The organism is Pseudomonas sp. GW460-12-10-14-TSB1 (genome assembly GCF_017349775.1).
Classification (GTDB): Bacteria; Pseudomonadota; Gammaproteobacteria; order Pseudomonadales; family Pseudomonadaceae; genus Aquipseudomonas; species Aquipseudomonas piscium.
The window spans coordinates 1-19,958 of sequence record NZ_JACNAC010000023.1 but is presented as its reverse complement, the minus strand read 5'-3'; the positions used below and the strand labels follow the sequence as shown (position 1 = coordinate 19,958).

Below are 19,958 nucleotides of genomic sequence, written 5' to 3'. Positions count from 1 at the left end.
CCGGAGGGGCGGGGCCATTTGCCTTGCCCCGCCTAACGGAGTGTTTATGGCAGTCAAGGTCCTGGTGGTGGACGATTCGGGGTTCTTCCGCCGCCGCGTCTCGGAAATTCTTTCAGCGGATATCAATATCCAGGTCGTCGGTACCGCGACCAACGGTAAAGAGGCGATCGATCAGGCTCTGGCCCTCAAGCCGGACGTGATCACCATGGACTACGAGATGCCGATGATGGATGGCATCACGGCGGTGCGGCACATCATGCAGCGCTGCCCGACGCCGGTATTGATGTTCTCCTCGCTGACCCATGAAGGCGCCCGGGTGACCCTGGATGCGCTGGATGCCGGCGCGGTGGATTTCCTGCCGAAGAATTTCGAAGACATCTCGCGCAATCCCGAGAAGGTCAAGCAACTGCTGTGCGAGAAGGTCCACAGCATCTCGCGCAGTAACCGTCGTTTCAGCAGCTACAGTGCGCCGGCGCCACAACCGGCGGCGGCCCCGACACCTGCGCCATCGAGCACCAGCAGTTTCAGCAGCACGGCCCCGGCGCGTCCGGCTCCGGCCCCGGTTCCTGCCCGCGTGGCGGCCACTGGCTCGTCGGCGGCGCCCAAGCGCAAGGCCTACAAGCTGGTGGCCATCGGTACCTCCACCGGTGGTCCGGTGGCGCTGCAGCGGGTGCTGACCCAGTTGCCGGCCAACTTCCCCGCGCCGATCGTGCTGATCCAGCACATGCCGGCGGCCTTCACCAAGGCGTTCGCCGAGCGCCTGGACAAGCTCTGCCGGATCAGCGTCAAGGAAGCCGAGGATGGCGACATCCTGCGTCCGGGCCTGGCGTTGCTGGCACCGGGCGGCAAGCAGATGATGGTCGACGGCCGTGGCGCGGTGAAAATCCTCCCGGGCGACGAACGTCTGAACTACAAGCCGTGCGTGGACATCACCTTCGGTTCGGCGGCCAAGTCCTACGGCGACAAAGTTCTGGCGGTGGTCCTCACCGGCATGGGCGCCGACGGTCGCGAAGGCGCGCGCCTGCTCAAGCAGGGCGGCAGTGCGGTCTGGGCCCAGGATGAGGCGAGCTGCGTGATCTACGGGATGCCGATGGCGATCGTCAAGGCGGAGCTGGCGGATGCGGTGTACGGCCTGGACGACATCGGCAAGCATCTGGTCGAGGCTTGTCTGTAATGGATGTTCTAAGCCTCATCGGGATCATCATGGCGTTCGTCGCCATCATCGGTGGCAACTACCTGGAAGGCGGTCATCTGTCGGCCCTGGCCAATGGTCCGGCGGCGCTGATCGTGCTGGGCGGGACCATCGGCGCGGCGTTGCTGCAGTCGCCGCTGAGCGCTTTCAAGCGTGCCATGCAGATCCTCGGCTGGATCCTGTTTCCGCCGCGGGTCGACCTGGCCGGTGGCATCGATCGCGTCGTCAACTGGAGCCTGACCGCCCGCAAGGAAGGCCTGCTGGGCCTGGAAGGCGTGGCGGATGCCGAGCCCGACACCTATTCGCGCAAGGGGCTGCAACTGCTGGTGGACGGCGCCGAGCCGGAATCCATCCGCAGCATCCTGGAAGTGGATTTCTACACCCAGGAAAGCCGTGACATCGAAGCGGCCAAGGTCTTTGAAAGCATGGGCGGCTACGCGCCGACCATCGGCATCATCGGTGCGGTCATGGGCCTGATCCATGTCATGGGCAACCTGGCCGACCCGTCGCAGTTGGGCAGCGGTATCGCCGTGGCCTTCGTCGCGACCATCTACGGCGTGGCCAGCGCCAACCTGGTGTTGCTGCCGATCGCCGCCAAGCTCAAGTCCATAGCCTTGCGGCAGTCGCGTTATCGCGAAATGTTGCTTGAAGGAATCCTGTCGATTGCCGAAGGTGAAAACCCTCGTTCCATTGAGTTGAAGCTGCAAGGCTTCATGGATTGATGGGGGTAATGGACTATGTCCCGTCGTCGCCGGCATGAAGAGCATGTCAACCATGAGCGTTGGCTGGTGTCCTACGCGGACTTCATCACCTTGCTGTTCGCCTTTTTCGTGGTCATGTACTCGATTTCCTCGATCAACGAGGGCAAATACAAGGTCATTTCCGAAGCGCTGATTGGCGTGTTCACCGACTCGGATCGTGCCCTCAAGCCGATTCCCATCGGTGAGGAGCGGCCCCAGACCGTGACCCCGGCCAAGCCGCTGGTCAAGGACAGCGAGCAGACCGATGCCGGCATCGCCGGCGCCAGCGACCCGCTGAAAAGCATCGCCGACGATATCAGCGCAGCCTTTGGCGACCTGATCAGTTCCAACCAGATGACGGTGCGCGGCAACGAGCTGTGGGTCGAGATCGAACTCAACTCCAGCCTGTTGTTCGGCAGCGGCGATGCCATGCCCAGCGACCTGGCGTTCAACATCATCGACAAGGTGGCGGCGATCCTCAAACCCTTCGACAACCCGATTCACGTCGAGGGCTTTACCGACAACCAGCCGATCCAGACCGCGCAGTACCCGACCAACTGGGAGCTGTCGTCGGCCCGTTCGGCGAGCATCGTGCGGATGCTGTCGATGCAGGGGGTCAATCCGCAGCGCCTGGCGTCGGTCGGCTACGGCGAGTTCCAGCCGGTAGCCAATAACGCGACGGCCGATGGCCGTGCCCGCAACCGTCGGGTGGTGCTGGTGGTGTCGCGCAATCTCGATGTACGCCGCAGCCTGACAGGCACCGGCACCGCCCATGCAACACCGGATGCGGCATTGAAGCGGGCTGGCACACAAACTGCACCTACGCCAGTCAAGACGCCGGGACGCGAGAGTGCCGTCAATTCTCCGTCACCGGCTTTATAACTGGGTGCTATTTCTCGGTCGGCCCGTGCCTGCCGGGAGGAACAATCTGAATGAGAGTCTGGGCAGTTGCCAATCAAAAGGGTGGCGTCGGTAAGACCACCAGTTCCATCGCTTTAGCCGGGTTGCTGGCCGAGGCGGGCAAGCGCGTGGTCGTGGTCGATCTCGACCCCCACGGCTCCATGACCAGCTATTTCGGCTATGACCCCGACAGCCTGGAACACAGTAACTACGACCTGTTCCTGCACAAGGGCAGCGTCCCTGAGGGCTTGCCCGGGCAGTTGCTGCTGTCGACCAGCGACGAGCGTATTTCCCTGCTGCCATCGAGCACCGCGCTCGCCACCCTGGAGCGCCAGTCGCCGGGGCAGAGCGGCCTGGGCCTGGTGATTGCCAAGAGCCTGGCGCAGCTGTGGCAGGATTTCGATTACGCGGTGATCGACAGCCCGCCGTTGCTTGGCGTGCTGATGGTCAATGCCTTGGCGGCGAGCCAGCAACTGGTGATCCCGGTGCAGACCGAGCACCTGGCGGTCAAAGGCCTGGAGCGCATGGTCAATACCTTGGCGATGATCAACCGCTCGCGCAAACAGGCGCTGCCGTTCAGCATCGTGCCAACCCTGTTCGACCGCCGGACCCAGGCGTCCCTGGGCACCCTGCGGGTGTTGCGCGACAAGTTCCCGGATGAGATCTGGCAGGGCTATATCCCGGTCGACACGCGCCTGCGCGATGCCAGCCGGGCCGGGCTGACGCCTTCGCAATTCGACGGCAAGAGCCGTGGCGTACTGGCCTATCGCGCCTTGCTCAAGCACCTGCTGGCCCAGCAACTTGTCCCGCAGGTGGCCTGACGTGCCGGATCATTCAAGTCTGCTGCCGGTCTGGCCGATAAAGCCTACAGGTCACTGTGCTGGGTTTTATCCGTGGGCATCCTCATGAACCGTCCTGTCGACGTTACGTCCCGACCGCAGCTGGCGCTGCAGTCTTACCTGGACGCGTTGCTGCAGGACGCCACCGAAGAAGAGTTCGCGGTTCCTGAAGCACTGCCGGAAGTTCAGGTAGCCGTAGAAGAAGTGGCGGTTTCGAGCGAGGTCCTGGATGAGTTCCAGGCCGCGGTGCTCGAAGAACAGGCTCGCGATGCCCTGGTCCCGCACAAGCCGTCAGCCGCGGCTGTTGTCGCGCCGCTGGCCCGGGTCGAGGAGCCTGTGATCGCCCCGGTACTGGAGGCGCCCGCGCCACTGCCGGCTACCTTGTCGACCGTTGCGCCCTTGCTGCAAGGCCTGGTCGAGCCGGTGGTCGAGGTGCATCGGCCGCCCAGCAGCACGCCGCCACCGGTGGCGGGTGACGACCGGCCGAGCTGGGCGGCGGAACCCTTCGAGTGCCTGTTGTTCGATGTCGCCGGGTTGACCCTGGCGGTGCCGCTGGTCTGCCTGGGGTCGATCTACTCCCTGGCGGGGCATGAACTGACACCGCTGTTCGGCCAGCCGGAATGGTTCCTCGGGATCCTGCCGAGCCAGGCCGGCAACCTGAAGGTGCTGGATACCGCGCGCTGGGTGATGCCGGACCGCTACCGCGATGACTTCCGCCAGGGCCTGCAATACGTGATCTCGGTCCAGGGCTACGAGTGGGGGCTGGCGGTGCATCAGGTCAGTCGCTCGTTGCGCCTGGACCCGAACGAAATCAAATGGCGCAGCCACCGTGGCCAGCGGCCATGGCTGGCGGGTACGGTCATCGAGCATATGTGCGCGCTGCTGGACGTTTCCGAGCTGGCCGAGCTGATCGCCAGCGGCGGGGCGAAACACATGGCTATCAGTAAACCGGCGCCGAAGCCGATATAGACCAACAACAGGCTGCGCCGACGGTGCGGCCACACAGAACACACACCGTTTCCAACGGTTTTTTGAGGGGTCAGGGGTATGAATAAGTCGTCGTCTGCACAGAGTTCCGAAGATCCGATCCTGCAATGGGTAACCTTCAAGCTGGATAACGAGTCCTACGGCATCAACGTGATGCGCGTGCAGGAAGTCCTGCGCTACACCGAGATCGCACCGGTACCGGGTGCCCCGAGCTACGTGCTGGGCATCATCAACCTGCGCGGCAACGTGGTGACCGTGATCGACACCCGCCAGCGCTTCGGCCTGGTGCCGACCGAGGTCAACGACAACACCCGTATCGTGATCATCGAAGCCGACAAGCAAGTGGTCGGGATCATGGTCGACAGCGTGGCGGAAGTGGTTTACCTGCGTCAGTCGGAAGTCGAGACCGCACCGAACGTCGGTAACGAAGAGTCGGCCAAGTTCATCCAGGGCGTGTGCAACAAGAACGGCGAGCTGCTGATTCTGGTTGAGCTGGACAAGATGATGAGCGAAGAAGAGTGGTCGGAACTGGAGAGTATCTGATTGATTCTCGAGGTTGCGGTAATTGTCCTGTTCCTCTTTTGGGCAGGCACACTGGCGATGTTCCTGGCCTATATCCGCGCTCAGCGGCAGATCGCCGTCCAGCAGGCCCAGGGCGATGCGCTGCGCGATCAGCGCATCAAGGACCTAGCCAAGCGCGTCGACGATTACCAGAACGGTACGGTGCGCATGGGCGAGGACCTGCATGAGCTGCGCGCGGTGGTCGGCCCGTTGCCGGACAAGCTGGCCCAGCTGGAACAGCGCGACCCGTCGAGCCTGTCCTTCGCCCAGGCCGCGCGCCTGGTGGGCATGGGCGCCAGCGTCGACGAACTCACTCAGTCCTGTGGCTTGACCCAGGCCGAGGCGGAGTTGATGAGCAAGCTGCACAAAAGCTGAAATCCCTCTGTAGCCGCAGCCTGTGGCAGCGGCTACAGATCAGTAATCCTCCCCGCTTTCCGTCACATCCTTCTCCAGCGCCGCTTCCTGCGGCTCATGCCCGGCCGGGAACTTGCCCTTGAGGTTCCAGGCGAAGGCGATGATTTCGGCGATGGTCCGATACAACTCCTCGGGAATGCTGTCGCCCAGCTCCATGCGCGCCAGCAGTTTCACCAGCTCGGCGTTCTCATAGATCGGCACTTCATAGTCGCGGGCGATTTTCAGGATGGCTTCGGCCAGTTCGTCGTCGCCCTTGGCGGTCAGCGTGGGGGCGTGCTGGCCGTCGTACTTGAGGGCGATGGCCTGGCGTGGCGGGTTGGGATTATTCATGCGGTTTCATCGACCCAGCGTTGTTCCAGTCGGGTTTTCGGACCTTGCGGCGGCGTGCCGAGATGGCAGTCCAGGTCGCCGACATCCAGGCCGGATGCGAGCAGCCGTTCACGCAGGCTGCCCAGATGGCTTTCTATCAGGCTCGCGGTAAATGGCCGTTCCGCCCAGAGCTGGCTGGACAGGCGGCCCTTGAGCAATTGCGCCTGCACCTGCAGCGGGCCCAGGGGTTCGAGGTCGAACGCCAGTTCGACGCGCCACAGCTGCTGTTTCGGTTCGCGTTCCTGACGTTTTTCCTCGGGCGGTTTTTCCGCCGGGTCCTCGCGCTGGAGCTTGACCTGCAAGGGCACGACGTCCTGCATCGTGCGCATCGGGATTTCCAGTTGCCAGGTGGTCAGCAGCCGTCCGTCATCGGTCAGGCCGCTCTGTTCCAGGCTCGCCAGCTGATGGCTCTGCAAGCGCGAAACAGCAGCCGCGGCCAGGCGCAGCAGATGTTCCAGGTCACCTTCCTCCTCGAGGCTTTGCAGCAGCCGCGAGGGCAGGGGGAAGCCCCCGGGCTGGGGTTTGGCGCTGACCTGGCCGAGGGTGCCCAGGGCACTGCGGACAAAGCTCGGCAGCACCTGGGCCAGGGTGTTGGCGGCAATGATCGCGTTGAAGCTGGTGCTGCTTGGCAGGCCCGGCGTCATCTGGGCGATCAGGCGCAGCAGGTTGCCTTTCAGGTCGCCGGCCAGGGCCGGATTGTCGCCGGCCAGCAGCCGCGATTCGAGGAAGGCGCCGCTGTTGCCCAGGGCCTGGGCCAGCGCCTTGGGGTTGCTCAGTTGCTGGAGGTCGGGCAGGCCGGCGAGCAGCTTGTCCACCGCGACGCGCAGTTCGCTGGACGTACTGTCGGAAGGCGGCAGATTCTGCAGCGCATTGATCAGGCCGGTCAGCGAGGCCTGGCGGCTTTGCTGGGTGGCCAGTTGCTGGGCGATCGCCAGTTGCTCCTGACGCCCGCTCAGCGGCACCAGGCTCAAGCTCTGCGAGCCTTGCACCAGGGCGCTCAGCAGGCTGCCGATGCGCAAGGGTTGCGGGCTGTCGATGCTCAGGGTGCTGCCGCTCAGGGCGGTGTTGAGCAGGCTCACCAGCGAGCGGTAGACCGCCGGTTGTCCGGCTGCCTGAGGTTGCAGCTGGGTGGTCAGCACCTTGCCTTGCAGCAGGGTGCCCACTGGAAGTTGCGTGGTGTCGATACGGGTCAGGGTGGCGACGCTGGCGGCAATCGCCTGCTGCACGGTAATGGCCAGGTTGCCGGCCGAGGGCTGGGTCACCGCCAGGCTGGTGCCCAGGGGCAGCGGCTGGTTGCTGGTGGCCTGGACGGTGGTCTGCCGGCCGCTGTCGAGGGTCAGCTTGAGCAGCAGTTGGAACGTCTGGTCCGCCTGCTTGAGCGACAGCACTTCGGCCTTGGCCGATTGGCCGGCGGCGATCAGGCCTTCCAGCGGCTGCAGCAACTTGAGCAGCTCACCGCCGGTCGGCAGCGCGCGCAGGGTTCCCGGCGTCAGCTGTGGCAGCGGAGGAAGGGTGATTTCGCCTGTCATTTGGACACAACCTGTGGAGAAATAAGCCCTCTTGAGAGTAGGGCATCGCATGTATAATGCCGCCCGTCTTCGGGGGGCGTGGCGAAAACATCGCAAAAGTTTGACGCAGCTCTCTGGAACAGGCCGCCGATGCGTTTATTCTGCATCTCTTTAACGGCTGCTCCACCGCCGACTTGAACCCTAAAGGCCCGCGATCATTTGACCAGTCCTCTTCTAGAAGCCGTAGCGCTAGCCTGTGAGCGCGACCTGCGGCTGCTCTTCGAAAAGCTCGAACTGCGTCTGGCCAGCGGCGACATGTTGCAGATCAGCGGCCCCAACGGCAGTGGCAAGACCAGCCTGTTGCGCCTGCTGGCAGGGCTGATGCAGCCGACCAGCGGCCAGGTGCTGCTCAACGGCCAGCCGCTCAACGCCCAGCGTGCGGAGCTGGCGCGCAACCTGTTGTGGATCGGCCATGCAGCGGGGATCAAGGACCTGCTGACCCCCGAGGAAAACCTCAGCTGGCTCTGCGCCCTGCATCAGCCCGCCGGGCGCGAGGCGATCTGGCAGGCCCTGGCGGCAGTCGGCCTGCGCGGTTTCGAAGATGTGCCCTGTCACACCCTGTCCGCCGGCCAGCAGCGCCGGGTGGCATTGGCCCGCCTGTACCTGGACAGCCCGCCGCTGTGGATCCTCGACGAACCCTTCACCGCCCTGGACAAGCAGGGCGTGGCACAACTGGAAGAGCACCTCGCCGGCCATTGTGAACGCGGCGGCATGGTGATCCTCACCACCCACCACACACTGAGCCGCATGCCGGCCGGCTATCGCGACATCGATCTGGGGCATTGGGCCGTATGAGTGTTTTCGGACTGCTGGTTGCCCGCGAATCCCGGCTGCTGTTCCGCCGTCCCGCCGAACTGGCCAACCCGCTGGTATTTTTCGCCATTGTCGTCTCACTGTTCCCATTGGCGGTGGGACCTGAGACACAATTGTTGCAAACCTTGTCTCCAGGGCTAGTCTGGGTAGCGGCCTTATTATCGGTTTTGCTCTCGCTGGACGGGCTTTTTCGCAGTGATTTCGAGGACGGATCCTTGGAACAGTGGGTCCTTTCGTCGCACCCCCTGCCTCTTCTGGTTCTGGCCAAGGTACTGGCACACTGGGCCTTTTCCGGCCTGGCACTGGTATTGCTTGCGCCCCTGTTGGCACTGATGCTCGGTCTGCCCACAGCCTGTCTGCCGGTGCTGTTGCTGTCCCTGCTGCTGGGTACTCCGGTGCTCAGCCTGCTGGGAGCGGTGGGCGCGGCGTTGACGGTAGGACTCAAGCGTGGCGGCCTGTTGCTGGCGCTGCTGATCCTGCCTCTGTACATCCCGGTATTGATTCTCGGCAGCGGCGCCTTGCAGGCGGCCTTGCAGGGCATGCCGGCGACCGGTTATCTGCTGTGGCTTGGGAGCCTGACCGCCCTGGCAGTAACTCTGACACCTTTTGCAATAGCGGCTGGCCTGAAGATCAGCGTCGGCGAATAATGAGGTCTGATCAAATTTTGATCAGTAAAGACCCTGGCCTAGCGTGACAACGCGCGGCACCCGTGATGGAAACAGTATGAACTGGACCTGGTTTCATAAGCTCGGCTCACCCAAGTGGTTTTACGGCATCAGCAGCAGGTTGTTGCCCTGGTTGAGCATCGCAGCCTTGCTGCTGATCACCGTCGGCGTCATTTGGGGCCTGGCCTTCGCGCCGCCGGACTATCAGCAAGGCGACAGCTTCCGCATCATCTACATCCACGTTCCCGCCGCCATGCTGGCCCAGTCCATCTACGTGATGCTGGCGGTGTGCGGGGTGGTGGGCCTGGTGTGGAAGATGAAACTGGCCGACGTCGCCCTGCAATGCGCGGCGCCCATCGGTGCCTGGATGACCGCCGTGGCGCTGGTCACCGGGGCCATCTGGGGCAAGCCGACCTGGGGCTCGTGGTGGGTCTGGGACGCACGCCTGACTTCCATGCTGATCTTGCTGTTCCTGTATTTCGGCCTGATCGCCCTGGGCAACGCCATCAGCAATCGCGACAGCGCGGCCAAGGCCTGCGCGGTGCTGGCCATCGTCGGGGTGATCAACATCCCGATCATCAAATACTCGGTGGAGTGGTGGAACACCTTGCACCAGGGCGCGACCTTCACCCTCACCGAAAAGCCGGCGATGCCCGTCGAAATGTGGCTGCCGCTGTTGCTGACGGTATTGGGCTTCTATTGTTTCTTCGGCGCCGTGCTGTTGCTGCGCATGCGCCTTGAAGTGCTCAAGCGCGAAGCCCGCGCCAGCTGGGTCAGGGCCGAAGTGCAGAACAGCCTGGAGGCGGCATCATGAGTTTTTCTTCCTTCGCCGACTTTCTCGCCATGGGCCATCACGGCCTGTATGTCTGGTCAGCCTACGGCATCTGCCTGGTGGTGCTGGTCCTCAACGTGGCGGTGCCGTTGCTGGCCCGCAAGCGTTACCTGGAACAAGAGGCGCGTCGTCTGCGCCGGGAGAACAATCAGTGAATCCGCTGCGTAAAAAGCGTCTGTTGATCATCCTAGGCGTGCTGGGAGGCGTGGGCGTTGCCGTCGGCCTGGCGCTGAGCGCCCTGCAACAGAACATCAACCTGTTCTACACCCCGACCCAGATCGCCAACGGCGAAGCCCCCCATGACACGCGGATCCGCGCCGGCGGCATGGTGGCGATGGGGTCGCTGCAACGTTCCGCAGATTCGCTGGACGTGCGCTTCGTGGTCACCGACTTCAACAAGTCCGTGACCATCACTTACCGCGGCATCCTCCCGGACCTGTTCCGCGAAGGGCAGGGCATCGTCGCCCTGGGCAAGCTCAATGCCGATGGCGTGGTGGTGGCCGACGAAGTGCTGGCCAAGCACGACGAGAAGTACATGCCGCCGGAAGTGACCAAGGCCCTCAAAGACAGTGGGCAAATGGCGCCGGCTCCGGCCAAGGAGGGCTGATCGATGACATCCGCAATCTTCATTCCCGAGCTGGGTCATCTGGCGATGATCCTGGCCCTGTGTTTCGCCCTAGTCCAGGCCGTGGTGCCGCTGCTCGGCGCCTGGCGCGGCGACCGCCTGTGGATGGGCCTGGCGCAGCCTGCGGCCTGGGGCCAGTTCGCCTTTCTGACCTTCGCCTTCGGCTGCCTGACCTACGCCTTCATGGTCGATGATTTCTCGGTGGCCTATGTCGCCAGCAACTCCAACAGCGCCTTGCCCTGGTACTACAAGTTCAGCGCGGTGTGGGGCGCCCACGAGGGCTCGTTGCTGCTCTGGGCGCTGATTCTCGGTGGCTGGACCTTCGCCGTGTCGGTGTTCTCCCGGCAGTTGCCGCAAGTGATGCTGGCGCGCGTGCTGGCGGTGATGGGCATGATCAGCACCGGCTTCCTGCTGTTCCTGATCGTCACCTCCAACCCCTTCGCGCGGATTCTGCCGCAGGTGCCCGGCGATGGCCGCGACCTCAACCCGCTGCTGCAGGACATCGGCCTGATCGTGCACCCGCCGATGCTCTACATGGGCTATGTCGGTTTCTCCGTGGCCTTCGCCTTCGCCATCGCTGCCTTGCTCGGCGGTCGCCTGGACGCGGCCTGGGCGCGCTGGTCGCGGCCCTGGACCATAGTCGCCTGGGCATTCCTGGGCATCGGCATCACCCTCGGCTCCTGGTGGGCCTACTACGAACTCGGCTGGGGTGGCTGGTGGTTCTGGGATCCGGTGGAAAACGCCTCGTTCATGCCCTGGCTGGTGGGCACCGCATTGATCCACTCGCTGGCGGTCACCGAGAAGCGCGGTGTGTTCAAGAGCTGGACCGTGTTGCTGGCCATCGCCGCGTTCTCCCTGAGCCTGCTGGGGACCTTCCTGGTGCGTTCCGGGGTGCTGACCTCGGTCCACGCCTTCGCCTCGGACCCCGAGCGCGGTGTGTTCATCCTGATTTTCCTGCTGTTCGTGGTTGGCGGTTCGCTGACCCTGTTCGCCCTGCGCGCGCCGGTGGTCAAGAGCCAGGTCGGCTTCAACCTGTGGTCGCGGGAAACCCTGCTGCTGGGCAACAACCTGGTGCTGGTGGTGGCCGCCTCGATGATCCTGCTGGGCACCCTGTACCCGCTGGTGCTGGACGCCCTGACCGGGGCCAAGCTGTCGGTCGGCCCGCCGTACTTCAACGCGCTGTTCATCCCGCTGATGGCGCTGCTGATGGTGGTGATGGCGGTCGGCGTGGTAGTGCGCTGGAAAGACACCCCGGTCAAATGGCTGGTGAGCATGCTGACCCCGGTGTTGCTGGGCAGCGCCGCGCTGGCGGTGGTGGCCGGTATCGCCTACGGCGACTTCAACTGGGCGGTGCTGGCGACCTTCATGCTGGCGGCCTGGGTATTGCTCGCCGGAGTCCGCGACATCTTCGACAAGACCCGCCACAAAGGCCTGATCAAGGGCCTGCCGGGCCTGACCCGCAGCTACTGGGGCATGCAGCTGGCGCACCTGGGCATCGCGGTCTGCGCCCTGGGCGTGGTGCTGTCGAGCCAGAACAGCGCCGAGCGCGACCTGCGCCTGGAGCCGGGCGAGTCCATGGACCTGGCCGGTTATCACTTCGTCTTCGAGGGCGCCAAGCATTTCGAAGGCCCCAACTTCACCTCCGACAAGGGCACGGTGCGGGTGGTCCGCGACGGCAAGGAAGTTGCCGTGCTGCACCCGGAAAAACGCCTCTACACGGTACAGAACTCGGTGATGACCGAGGCCGGGATCGACGCTGGTTTCACCCGTGACCTCTACGTCGCCCTCGGCGAGCCGCTGGGCAATGGCGCCTGGGCCGTGCGGGTGCACGTGAAACCCTTCGTGCGCTGGATCTGGTTCGGCGGCCTGCTCACCGGTTTCGGTGGCCTGCTGGCGGCCCTCGACCGACGTTATCGGGTCAAGGTGAAGACCCGGGTGCGCGAAGCCCTAGGCATGACAGGAGCCACTGCATGAGACGCTGGATAATGTTGTTGCCGCTGGCGCTGTTCCTGCTGGTGGCGGTGTTCCTGTACCGCGGGCTGTACCTGGACCCGGCCGAGCTGCCGTCGGCGATGATCGACAAGCCGTTCCCGGAGTTCTCCCTGCCGTCGGTGCAGGGCGACAAGACCCTGACCCGCGCCGACCTGCTGGGCAAACCGGCGCTGGTCAACGTCTGGGGCACCTGGTGCATTTCCTGCCGGGTCGAGCACCCGGTGCTGAACAAGCTGGCGCAGCAGGGCGTGAACATCTATGGCGTCAACTACAAGGACGTCAACGCCGACGCCCTGAAGTGGCTGGCCGAGTTCCACAACCCTTACCAACTGGATATCCGCGACGAGGAGGGCACCCTGGGCCTGAACCTCGGAGTGTACGGCGCGCCGGAAACCTTCTTCATCGACGCCAAGGGCATCATCCGCGACAAATACGTCGGGGTGATCGACGAAGCGGTGTGGCGCGAGAAGCTGGCCGCCAAGTACCAGGCCCTGGCCGATGAGGCCAAGCCATGAAGCGCTGGCTGGCCGCGGCCGTCCTGGGCCTGAGCATCGCCGGCGTGGCCCACGCGGCGATCGATACCTATGAGTTCGCCAACGACGCCGAGCGCGAGCGCTTTCGCGAACTGACCAAAGAGCTGCGTTGCCCCAAGTGCCAGAACCAGGACATCGCCGACTCCAATGCGCCGATCGCCGCGGACTTGCGCAAGGAGATCTTCCGCATGCTCGGCGAAGGCAAGGACAACCAGCAGATCATCGACTTCATGGTCGACCGCTATGGCGACTTCGTGCGCTACAAGCCGGCCCTGACCGGCAAGACCGCCTTGCTCTGGTTCGGCCCCGCCGGCCTGCTGCTGGGCGGTGTGGTGATCATCGCCGTGATCGTCCGGCGTCGGCGCGTAGAGCGCAGCGACAGCCCGAGCACACTTTCCGCCGAGGAGCGTCAGCGCCTCGACCAACTGTTGGATAAAGACCGCGAATGATTGATTTCTGGCTCGCCGCAGGCCTGCTGCTCCTGGTAGCCCTGAGTTTTCTGCTGATCCCGGTTCTACGCGGCCGTCGCGCCCAGCGTGAAGAGGATCGTACCGCGCTGAACGTGGCGCTTTATCAAGAACGCGTGGCCGAGCTGCAAGGCCAGCAGGCCGAAGGCGTGCTCAGCGCCGAGCAGATGGACAGCGGCCGCGCCGAAGCCGCGCGCGAATTGCTGGCCGACACCGAGGGCGCGGAGCCGGCCCGGGTGTCCGGCCTGGGCAAGCCGCTGCCGTTGCTGGCGGCGCTGCTGGTGCCGCTATTGGGCCTGGGCCTGTACCTGCATTTCGGCGCCAGCGACAAGGTCGAGCTGACCCGTGAATTCGCCCAGGCCCCGCAATCCATGGAAGAGATGACCCGCCGCCTCGAGCGCGCGGTCGCCGCCCAGCCGGATTCCGCCGAGGGCCTGTACTTCCTCGGCCGTACCTACATGGCCCAGGACCGCCCGGCGGACGCGGCGAAGATCTTCGAGCGCACCGTGGCCCTGGCCGGCCGCCAGCCGGAACTGCTCGGCCAGTGGGCGCAGGCGCAGTACTTCGCCGACGGCAAGCAATGGTCGGACAAGGTCCAGGCCCTGACCGACGAAGCGCTAAAGGCCGATCCGAAGGAAGTCACCAGCCTCGGCCTGCTGGGGATCGCCGCCTTCGAAGGCGAGCGTTATCAAGAGGCCATCGATTACTGGAACCGCCTGCTGGCGCAACTGCCGGCGGACGACAACTCGCGCGCCGCGCTGCAGGGCGGTATCGACCGGGCGACCGAGAAGCTGCTGGCCAGCGGTGGCAAAGTGGCCCAGGCGCCCGCGCCCAAGGCTGCCGCGCTGCTCAAGGTGCGGGTCGACCTGGCCGCCGATCTGAAAGCCAAGGTGCAGCCGGGCGACAGCGTGTTCATCTTCGCCCGTGCCACCTCCGGGCCGCCGGCGCCGCTGGCGGCCAAGCGCCTGACCGTGGCCGATCTGCCGGTGACGGTGGAGCTGGGGGATGCCGACGCGATGATGCCGCAGTTGAAACTGTCGAACTTCCCGGAAGTCCAACTGGTTGCGCGTATTTCCCGCGCCGGCCAACCGACGGCCGGCGAGTGGGTCGGTCGCAGCAAGCCTTTGGCCAGCAGCACCACCGCGCCGCAACAACTGACCATCGACAGCCCGGATAAATAAGAGACGCCGCCATGACCGCCATTGCCCGCATCACCCTGTTAACACTGGTCCTGGGGTTGAGCGCCTGTGCGGTCCAGGAGCCAGCGCCACCCGAGACTCTGCCACCGATTCCGCCTGCGCAGCCCAGCACCAAGCCGGTGCCGCCAAGCACCCCGAGCAAACCTTCCACGCCGATCAAGCCGGCCAAGCCGTTGCCGCGCACTTCCGCGAGCTTTGCGCCGCCGCCGGGTGGCAACAGCCACTGGGATCCGCGCCTGGGCGTCTATGTGCTGGATAACCAGACCAACACCTTCTACCGCCAGCGCACCTATTACCGCTGGAACAACGGCTGGAGCCGCTCCATCAGTCCCGACGGGCCATGGGAAGCGACCGATATCCACGGTGTGCCGTCGGGGCTGGGGCGCCAGTTCCAGTAAGCGGCTCCCCTAAGCTGCGACCACTGAGCGGACCGCGGGCAGGTCCGGTTCAAGCAGCCGGTTGGATGGCCGATACCCCGGGGTGTTCCTGAGTATCGCCATCCGAGCGCCCGATGAAGAAAAGCCTGAACAAACCCTATTTTGCGCCCATGGCCGTCTGGCTCTGTGTTGTCGCTGTCCTGCTCGCCCTGCATGGCTTTGCCGATGTCGAAGTACCACAGCTGATCTACTTCTCCCTGGCACCGGTGTACCTGCTGGTGCTGTTCATCTTCCTCTACTACTTCTTCTGCTGGAGCTTCATCTCGGTCTTTCCCCTGGGCGAGATCGGCTGGAAGCGGGTGGACTACGGCTGGCTGCTGCTGGCTTCGCTGGCGCTGATCAGCGAGACCCAGAGCGTCAGGACCGAATGGTTCCAGAGCGACTATCGATTGGCCAAGTGGCATGAGGCTTCGATCCGCCAGCGCATCAAGGCCGAGATCGATGACCTAGTGGGGCCGGAGCATTGTCGCGCCGCCTCGACGCTCTACAGCGCTCCCGACGCGGTGCAGGTGAATGAGCTCTGTCAGCGTTTTGCCGCGCTCGGTAGAACCGCGGAGGGTGGGCTGACGGATCTCTCGGTGGCCAAGGTGAGCCTGGCCCTGGAGGAGATTCGCTCCGGCTATTCGGCCAAACCGGTGGTGGCGTGGCAGGACCGGCTCAACGCAAGTTTTGCCGACCTTGAGCAGGCCGACACTGAGGCCCGCAGGTTGTACAAGCTGACCCGCGCCACCAACGCCGAGACGGTTTATCGCTACTTCGTTCCGGTATTGCTGGTGTTCGCCCTGGCGCTGCGGGCTTCGAAGGTTACCGGCGAAGTGCTGCTCAAGGCCCCGCGCAAACGCAAGGTGTGGATGATCATCAACCGGCGCATGGTGATCGACGGCCTGGGGTTCGTCCGCGGTGCCCGCAGCCGCTTCGACGAAGCACTGCGCAACTGGCGCGTGGCGAAGTGGGATGTGGTGCACCTGGCCTGTCCGTTCCTGCCCGAGGTCAGCGCCCAGGACACCCGGGTCGCGGTGGCGCCGGGGTTCTATGAAAACGAGTTCCAGCTGGCGTCTGTCGGCACCTTCGAGCAGTGCGGCTTCGTCGAGTGGGCGGCCGGGCAGTCGATCGAAACCCTCTACCTGGTAGGCGAGACCGACCTGGCGCTGATCGAGCGGGTGCGCCAGTGGGGCGAGACGGCCAAGGTCGAAGTGCTGGTGCGCGAGCGCATCTGAATCCGCTGCGGACCCCGGCTCAGCCTTGGGCGTCTGGTCCGGGGCTGGCCAGTTGCTGCTGGACAAACTCGACGAAGGCCCGGGCCTTGGCGCTGGTCAGCCGCCCGGTGGGAAACACCGCCCATAGCTCCTGCCGGGGCAGCGTCCAGTCCGGCATCGCCTCGCGTACCGCGCCGCTGGCCAGCTCGGGAGCGAACATCCATTGCGAGGCCATGGTCAGCCCCTGGTGGGCCAGCACCGATTCGCGCAGCCCCTCCGCGGCACTGACGCGAATCCGCCCGCGGACCGTCACTGACTGCTGTTCGTCACCCCGTTCGAAGCGCCAGTGGGCACCGCCGCCGAGGCTGTAGATGATCGCCTGGTGCTTGCCCAGGTCGGCGGGGCAGGCGGGTTCGCCATGTCGGGCGAAGTAGTCCGGGGTGGCCAGCACCACGCGCCGGCATTCGCCGATCCGCCGCGCGGTCAGCCCGGAGTCGCCCAAGGGCCCCATGCGCAGGGCGACGTCGATGCCGGCCTCCACCAGATTGATATTGCGGTCATCCAGCACCACGTCGATGTCGAGGTCGGGATGGCGATCGAGAAAGGTCCCCAGGTGCGGCACGATATGCAGGCGGGCGAAGGTCACCGCGGCGCAGATCCGCAGGGTACCGCTGAGCCCCGAACCAGCCCCGCGCGCCGCGAGATCGGCTTCGTCGGCCTCTTCGAGGGCCCGCCTGGCGCGCTCGAAAAACGCCATGCCGGCTTCGGTGGGCGTCAGGCCGCGGGTCGAGCGCAGCAACAGCCGTACCGCCAGCCGCGCCTCCAGCTGGGCGATGGTTTTCGATACGGCCGGCTGGCCGATATCCAGAAGCCGGGCGGCGGCCGAGAACGAGCCGCTTTCCACCACATGAACGAAGGTTTGCATGGCTGCCAGTCGGTCCATCGAGACTCCTTGTGTGTGAACGATCGAGCATGGTCTGGAACGCTGCCTTGTCCCCCCGGTTTTGCGACCCGAGGGGACCAGGATGCACTCAGGCAGTGACGGGCAGCGCCTTCTGCGAAGTACCCAGGAAACGCAGCAGGGCCAGCAGCGGCAAGGCACTGCCGACGCCGACTATACCCAGCCAGCCGGCGTGTTCGTACACCGCGCTGGCGATCGACGAGCCGACGGCGCCGCCGATGAAGATGCTGGTCATGTACAGCGCGTTGAGGCGGCCGCGGCTATGGGCATCGAGGGCGTAGACCGCGCGTTGGCCGAGGACCATGTTCATCTGCACGCAGAAATCCAGGACCACGCCGGTCACCGCCAGGCCGATGACGCTGTAGGCCGGGTGGATAAAGGCCGGCAGAAAGCTCAGGGCGGCGAACAGCATGGCCAGCAACGACGCGACGCGGGTGTGGCCGGCGTCCGCCAGGCGCCCGCTGATGGGCGCGGCGATGGCGCCGATGGCCCCGACCAGGGCGAACAGGGCGATCTGGCTTTGCGACAGGCCGTGGTTGCGCGCCAGTTCCAGCGGCACCGCGGTCCAGAACAGGCTGAAAGTGGCGAACAGGCAGGCCTGGTAAAACGCCCGCTGACGCAGCACCGGTTGCTGGCGCAGCAGGCTGCCCAGCGAGCGCAGCAACTGGCCGTAGGTGGCACTGTGGGCGGGCTGGCGCTTGGGCACGGTCAGCAGCAGGACCAGGCTGATGGCGGCCATCAGCACGGCGGCGGCGATAAACATGGCGCGCCAGCCGAAGAGGTCGGCCACTACGCTGGACACCGGACGCGCCAGCAGGATGCCCAGCAGCAGGCCGCCCATGATGCCGCCGACCACCCGGCCACGGGACTCCTCCGGCGTCAGGTGCGCGGCCAGGGGAATCAGGATCTGTACCGACACCGAGCTGAAGCCGATCAGCAGCGAGACCAGCAGAAAGGCGTTGGGCTGCTCGGTGAGCGCGGCGCCCAGCAGGCTGGCGATGGCCACCAGGCTGGTGAGGATCATCAGCCGGCGGTTTTCCAGCAGGTCGCCCAGGGGCACCAGGAAGAACAGGCCCAGGGCGTAGCCGATCTGGGTCAGGGACACGATCAGGCTGGCCATGGTGCTGCTCAGGCCGATGTCCGGGGCGATCAGCTCGATGATCGGCTGGGCGTAGTAGATGTTGGCGACTATGGCGCCGCAGCAGAAGGCGAACAGCAGCACCATGCCGCGGGTCATGGTCGTGGTGGCGGCAGGCAGCCCCTGGGGGGTGGAAGTCATGGCGATTCTCGTGGCAGCGAAAGGGATGCGGGCGAGGCTAAGGGGCTGGCCCGTGACGCGGTAGAAGCTGACGAGCGATAGCATTCATGCCGTGCAGGAATAAATGCCTGGCGAGACCGGCGCAGAGCGGCAGATGACGACCGGCATCGCGCTGCGATGATACATTTACTTACATTCAGTTCGATAGCTCGCTTATTGTTCCGCGGACGCTGGAGTGCTTTCGTTTCGACGTCTGTGCCACCTTTCATCACAGGAAGCCCGTCCCATGAATCTGTGTCTTCGCCGCCTGCTCGGCGGTGCTCAAGCGATCACCCTCGGCGCACTGCTGCTGGCCGGCCCGGCCCAGGCCCAGGACGCGCCGGGCATGCGCATCGGCGTGCGCGGGGAAATCACCAGCATCGCCGGCGACGCGGTGCGAGTGCACGTCAACAGCGGCGAGAACGTCACCATCAACCTTACGCCGCAGACCCAGGTCCGCGCCGTGACCCTGGCCAATATCGAGGACATCAAGCCCGGCAGCTACATAGGTTCGGCCGCCGTGCCGCAGGCCGATGGCAGCCTCAAGGCGCTGGAGGTCCATGTGTTTCCACCGCAGATGGCCGGCACCGGCGACGGTCATCGGCCCTTCGACCTGGTCAAGGGCAGCAGCATGACCAATGGCAGCGTCGGCGACCTGGTGGTGAGCAACGGCCGGACCCTGACCGTCAACTACAAGGGCGGCCAGCAGAAGATCCTGGTGCCGGACGACGTGCCCATCGTCAACCTGGTGCCGGGCGACCGTAGCCTGCTCAAGGCCGGGGTCAAGGTGGTGATGTTCGTGTCCCAGAGCGCGGACGGCACCCTCACCGCGCAGTCGATCTCCGCCGGCAAGGATGGGGTGACGCCGCCGATGTAGCTGGCAGGCTGTTACGTTGCCAGGTGTTTCAACGGCCTGGTTTCGGATGGCCTTGGGCAGGGGCTTGGTTTAGGGTTTGCGGTCGTCTATCGCAGCGGAGTTCCCATGCACAAATCAGTCTTCAATCCGCCCAGTGTCTTCAATTCCATGCAGTACGGTTTCAGCCAGGCCGTGGAGGTGCGCGGTGGGCGGCGCCTGCTGCTGTCCGGCCAGGTGGGTGTCGATGAGCGCGAGGTCTGCGTCGGCCCGGGGCTGCGGGAGCAGACCGAACAGAGCTTCGACAATATCGCCCGGGTGCTGGCGGCGGCGGGCGGCGACCTGAGCCACGTGGTCATGCTGCGGATCTACATCGCCGAAGCGGCCCGCGACCAGCAGGAACAGATCAGCCAGGTGCTGTTGCAGCGCTTCCCCCTGCAGCCGCCAGCGTCTTCATGGATCATCGTCAGCGGCCTGTCCCTGCCCGAGTGGCTGATCGAGGTCGAGGCCGAGACCAT

24 protein-coding genes are annotated in these 19,958 nt (G+C 65.0%); 20 read left to right on the top strand and 4 right to left on the bottom strand.

Translation table 11 applies throughout. The annotated features are described in order from the left end of the window. Positions 1-46: 46 nt before the first annotated feature. The 7 genes from J4D52_RS15340 to J4D52_RS15310 all read left to right on the top strand — a co-directional run bounded on the left by J4D52_RS15340 (position 47) and on the right by J4D52_RS15310 (position 5,594). Positions 47-1,174: a chemotaxis response regulator protein-glutamate methylesterase gene (locus J4D52_RS15340; protein WP_063429023.1), complete on the top strand. Its 1,128-nt coding sequence runs from the start codon at positions 47-49 to the stop codon at positions 1,172-1,174. Continuing rightward, positions 1,174-1,914 carry a flagellar motor protein gene (locus tag J4D52_RS15335; protein ID WP_025805217.1) on the top strand — a complete coding sequence of 247 codons (741 nt, stop codon included), beginning with the start codon at positions 1,174-1,176 and terminating at the stop codon, positions 1,912-1,914. Before J4D52_RS15340 ends, J4D52_RS15335 begins: the two co-directional genes overlap by 1 nt. Positions 1,915-1,929: 15 nt before the next feature. Beyond that, positions 1,930-2,814: a flagellar motor protein MotD gene (gene motD / locus J4D52_RS15330; protein WP_025805218.1), complete on the top strand. Its 885-nt coding sequence runs from the start codon at positions 1,930-1,932 to the stop codon at positions 2,812-2,814. 50 nt (positions 2,815-2,864) lie between these two features. Continuing rightward, the gene (locus J4D52_RS15325) at positions 2,865-3,653 is read left to right on the top strand and encodes a ParA family protein (RefSeq protein WP_007922498.1); all 789 of its coding nucleotides are present in this window, start codon (positions 2,865-2,867) and stop codon (positions 3,651-3,653) included. Positions 3,654-3,737: 84 nt separating this feature from the next. Then, entirely contained in the window at positions 3,738-4,640 is a 903-nt protein-coding gene (locus tag J4D52_RS15320) for a CheW domain-containing protein (RefSeq protein ID WP_063429025.1), read from the top strand. 78 nt (positions 4,641-4,718) lie between these two features. Then, a complete protein-coding gene (locus J4D52_RS15315; RefSeq protein WP_007922496.1) occupies positions 4,719-5,201 on the top strand; it encodes a chemotaxis protein CheW in 483 nt (160 codons plus the stop codon). Beyond that, entirely contained in the window at positions 5,202-5,594 is a 393-nt protein-coding gene (locus J4D52_RS15310; RefSeq protein ID WP_025805220.1) for a DUF2802 domain-containing protein, read from the top strand. Between the two features lie 39 nt (positions 5,595-5,633). Here the strand turns inward: J4D52_RS15310 and J4D52_RS15305 are convergent, their stop codons facing one another. Continuing rightward, positions 5,634-5,963 carry an EscU/YscU/HrcU family type III secretion system export apparatus switch protein gene (locus J4D52_RS15305; RefSeq protein ID WP_025805221.1) on the bottom strand — a complete coding sequence of 110 codons (330 nt, stop codon included), beginning with the start codon at positions 5,961-5,963 and terminating at the stop codon, positions 5,634-5,636. Beyond that, the gene (locus J4D52_RS15300; protein WP_063429029.1) at positions 5,960-7,531 is read right to left on the bottom strand and encodes a flagellar hook-length control protein FliK; all 1,572 of its coding nucleotides are present in this window, start codon (positions 7,529-7,531) and stop codon (positions 5,960-5,962) included. Before J4D52_RS15300 ends, J4D52_RS15305 begins: the two co-directional genes overlap by 4 nt. A gap of 198 nt (positions 7,532-7,729) precedes the next feature. Here J4D52_RS15300 and ccmA point away from each other — a divergent pair, with 198 nt between their 5' ends. From ccmA to J4D52_RS15245, 11 genes are all read left to right on the top strand, one after another. After that, positions 7,730-8,365: a cytochrome c biogenesis heme-transporting ATPase CcmA gene (gene ccmA, locus J4D52_RS15295; protein ID WP_009047724.1), complete on the top strand. Its 636-nt coding sequence runs from the start codon at positions 7,730-7,732 to the stop codon at positions 8,363-8,365. Beyond that, positions 8,362-9,030, top strand: coding sequence for a heme exporter protein CcmB (gene ccmB, locus J4D52_RS15290; protein ID WP_009047725.1), 669 nt, complete (start codon positions 8,362-8,364; stop codon positions 9,028-9,030). The genes ccmA and ccmB overlap by 4 nt, the downstream gene beginning before the upstream one ends. Positions 9,031-9,106: 76 nt before the next feature. Continuing rightward, positions 9,107-9,862: a heme ABC transporter permease gene (locus J4D52_RS15285; RefSeq protein ID WP_025805224.1), complete on the top strand. Its 756-nt coding sequence runs from the start codon at positions 9,107-9,109 to the stop codon at positions 9,860-9,862. Next, entirely contained in the window at positions 9,859-10,035 is a 177-nt protein-coding gene (gene ccmD / locus J4D52_RS15280; RefSeq protein ID WP_025805225.1) for a heme exporter protein CcmD, read from the top strand. Before J4D52_RS15285 ends, ccmD begins: the two co-directional genes overlap by 4 nt. After that, positions 10,032-10,487: a cytochrome c maturation protein CcmE gene (ccmE, locus tag J4D52_RS15275; protein ID WP_025805226.1), complete on the top strand. Its 456-nt coding sequence runs from the start codon at positions 10,032-10,034 to the stop codon at positions 10,485-10,487. Before ccmD ends, ccmE begins: the two co-directional genes overlap by 4 nt. A gap of 3 nt (positions 10,488-10,490) precedes the next feature. Next, positions 10,491-12,479: a heme lyase CcmF/NrfE family subunit gene (locus tag J4D52_RS15270; RefSeq protein ID WP_063429031.1), complete on the top strand. Its 1,989-nt coding sequence runs from the start codon at positions 10,491-10,493 to the stop codon at positions 12,477-12,479. Beyond that, positions 12,476-13,012, top strand: coding sequence for a DsbE family thiol:disulfide interchange protein (locus tag J4D52_RS15265; RefSeq protein ID WP_038581077.1), 537 nt, complete (start codon positions 12,476-12,478; stop codon positions 13,010-13,012). The genes J4D52_RS15270 and J4D52_RS15265 overlap by 4 nt, the downstream gene beginning before the upstream one ends. Then, positions 13,009-13,479 carry a cytochrome c-type biogenesis protein gene (locus tag J4D52_RS15260; RefSeq protein WP_009047731.1) on the top strand — a complete coding sequence of 157 codons (471 nt, stop codon included), beginning with the start codon at positions 13,009-13,011 and terminating at the stop codon, positions 13,477-13,479. The genes J4D52_RS15265 and J4D52_RS15260 overlap by 4 nt, the downstream gene beginning before the upstream one ends. Further along, positions 13,476-14,678 (top strand): c-type cytochrome biogenesis protein CcmI, encoded by a 1,203-nt coding sequence (ccmI, locus tag J4D52_RS15255; protein WP_016702236.1) that lies wholly within the window; start codon positions 13,476-13,478, stop codon positions 14,676-14,678. The genes J4D52_RS15260 and ccmI overlap by 4 nt, the downstream gene beginning before the upstream one ends. A gap of 11 nt (positions 14,679-14,689) precedes the next feature. Beyond that, positions 14,690-15,094, top strand: a complete 405-nt coding sequence (locus J4D52_RS15250) for a hypothetical protein (RefSeq protein WP_025805228.1) — start codon at positions 14,690-14,692, stop codon at positions 15,092-15,094. Positions 15,095-15,207: 113 nt separating this feature from the next. Further along, positions 15,208-16,350: a hypothetical protein gene (locus tag J4D52_RS15245; RefSeq protein WP_063429032.1), complete on the top strand. Its 1,143-nt coding sequence runs from the start codon at positions 15,208-15,210 to the stop codon at positions 16,348-16,350. A gap of 19 nt (positions 16,351-16,369) precedes the next feature. Here the strand turns inward: J4D52_RS15245 and J4D52_RS15240 are convergent, their stop codons facing one another. Further along, positions 16,370-17,272 carry a LysR family transcriptional regulator gene (locus J4D52_RS15240; protein ID WP_063429034.1) on the bottom strand — a complete coding sequence of 301 codons (903 nt, stop codon included), beginning with the start codon at positions 17,270-17,272 and terminating at the stop codon, positions 16,370-16,372. An 88-nt stretch (positions 17,273-17,360) separates the two neighbouring features. After that, positions 17,361-18,569, bottom strand: a complete 1,209-nt coding sequence (locus J4D52_RS15235) for an MFS transporter (RefSeq protein WP_025805231.1) — start codon at positions 18,567-18,569, stop codon at positions 17,361-17,363. Positions 18,570-18,834: 265 nt separating this feature from the next. Between J4D52_RS15235 and J4D52_RS15230 the strand changes: the two genes are divergently transcribed. Then, positions 18,835-19,464 (top strand): DUF5666 domain-containing protein, encoded by a 630-nt coding sequence (locus tag J4D52_RS15230; protein WP_025805232.1) that lies wholly within the window; start codon positions 18,835-18,837, stop codon positions 19,462-19,464. Between the two features lie 105 nt (positions 19,465-19,569). Then, positions 19,570-19,958 (top strand): RidA family protein (locus J4D52_RS15225; RefSeq protein WP_207272137.1); only part of this gene is annotated, 389 nt, incomplete at its 3' end.

Excerpts from the sequence above, each read along its gene's own strand:
- J4D52_RS15245 (WP_063429032.1), top strand. The coding sequence starts at position 15,208 with ATGAAGAAAAGCCTGAACAAACCCTATTTTGCGCCCATGGCCGTCTGG.
- ccmD (WP_025805225.1), top strand. The coding sequence starts at position 9,859 with ATGAGTTTTTCTTCCTTCGCCGACTTTCTCGCCATGGGCCATCACGGC.
- J4D52_RS15260 (WP_009047731.1), top strand. The coding sequence starts at position 13,009 with ATGAAGCGCTGGCTGGCCGCGGCCGTCCTGGGCCTGAGCATCGCCGGC.
- J4D52_RS15315 (WP_007922496.1), top strand. The coding sequence starts at position 4,719 with ATGAATAAGTCGTCGTCTGCACAGAGTTCCGAAGATCCGATCCTGCAA.
- J4D52_RS15230 (WP_025805232.1), top strand. The coding sequence starts at position 18,835 with ATGAATCTGTGTCTTCGCCGCCTGCTCGGCGGTGCTCAAGCGATCACC.
- J4D52_RS15250 (WP_025805228.1), top strand. The coding sequence starts at position 14,690 with ATGACCGCCATTGCCCGCATCACCCTGTTAACACTGGTCCTGGGGTTG.
- J4D52_RS15335 (WP_025805217.1), top strand. The coding sequence starts at position 1,174 with ATGGATGTTCTAAGCCTCATCGGGATCATCATGGCGTTCGTCGCCATC.
- J4D52_RS15325 (WP_007922498.1), top strand. The coding sequence starts at position 2,865 with ATGAGAGTCTGGGCAGTTGCCAATCAAAAGGGTGGCGTCGGTAAGACC.
- J4D52_RS15265 (WP_038581077.1), top strand. The coding sequence starts at position 12,476 with ATGAGACGCTGGATAATGTTGTTGCCGCTGGCGCTGTTCCTGCTGGTG.
- J4D52_RS15305 (WP_025805221.1), bottom strand. The coding sequence starts at position 5,963 with ATGAATAATCCCAACCCGCCACGCCAGGCCATCGCCCTCAAGTACGAC.
- J4D52_RS15285 (WP_025805224.1), top strand. The coding sequence starts at position 9,107 with ATGAACTGGACCTGGTTTCATAAGCTCGGCTCACCCAAGTGGTTTTAC.
- J4D52_RS15270 (WP_063429031.1), top strand. The coding sequence starts at position 10,491 with ATGACATCCGCAATCTTCATTCCCGAGCTGGGTCATCTGGCGATGATC.
- ccmB (WP_009047725.1), top strand. The coding sequence starts at position 8,362 with ATGAGTGTTTTCGGACTGCTGGTTGCCCGCGAATCCCGGCTGCTGTTC.
- ccmI (WP_016702236.1), top strand. The coding sequence starts at position 13,476 with ATGATTGATTTCTGGCTCGCCGCAGGCCTGCTGCTCCTGGTAGCCCTG.
- J4D52_RS15340 (WP_063429023.1), top strand. The coding sequence starts at position 47 with ATGGCAGTCAAGGTCCTGGTGGTGGACGATTCGGGGTTCTTCCGCCGC.
- motD (WP_025805218.1), top strand. The coding sequence starts at position 1,930 with ATGTCCCGTCGTCGCCGGCATGAAGAGCATGTCAACCATGAGCGTTGG.
- J4D52_RS15240 (WP_063429034.1), bottom strand. The coding sequence starts at position 17,272 with ATGGACCGACTGGCAGCCATGCAAACCTTCGTTCATGTGGTGGAAAGC.
- J4D52_RS15235 (WP_025805231.1), bottom strand. The coding sequence starts at position 18,569 with ATGACTTCCACCCCCCAGGGGCTGCCTGCCGCCACCACGACCATGACC.
- J4D52_RS15320 (WP_063429025.1), top strand. The coding sequence starts at position 3,738 with ATGAACCGTCCTGTCGACGTTACGTCCCGACCGCAGCTGGCGCTGCAG.
- J4D52_RS15300 (WP_063429029.1), bottom strand. The coding sequence starts at position 7,531 with ATGACAGGCGAAATCACCCTTCCTCCGCTGCCACAGCTGACGCCGGGA.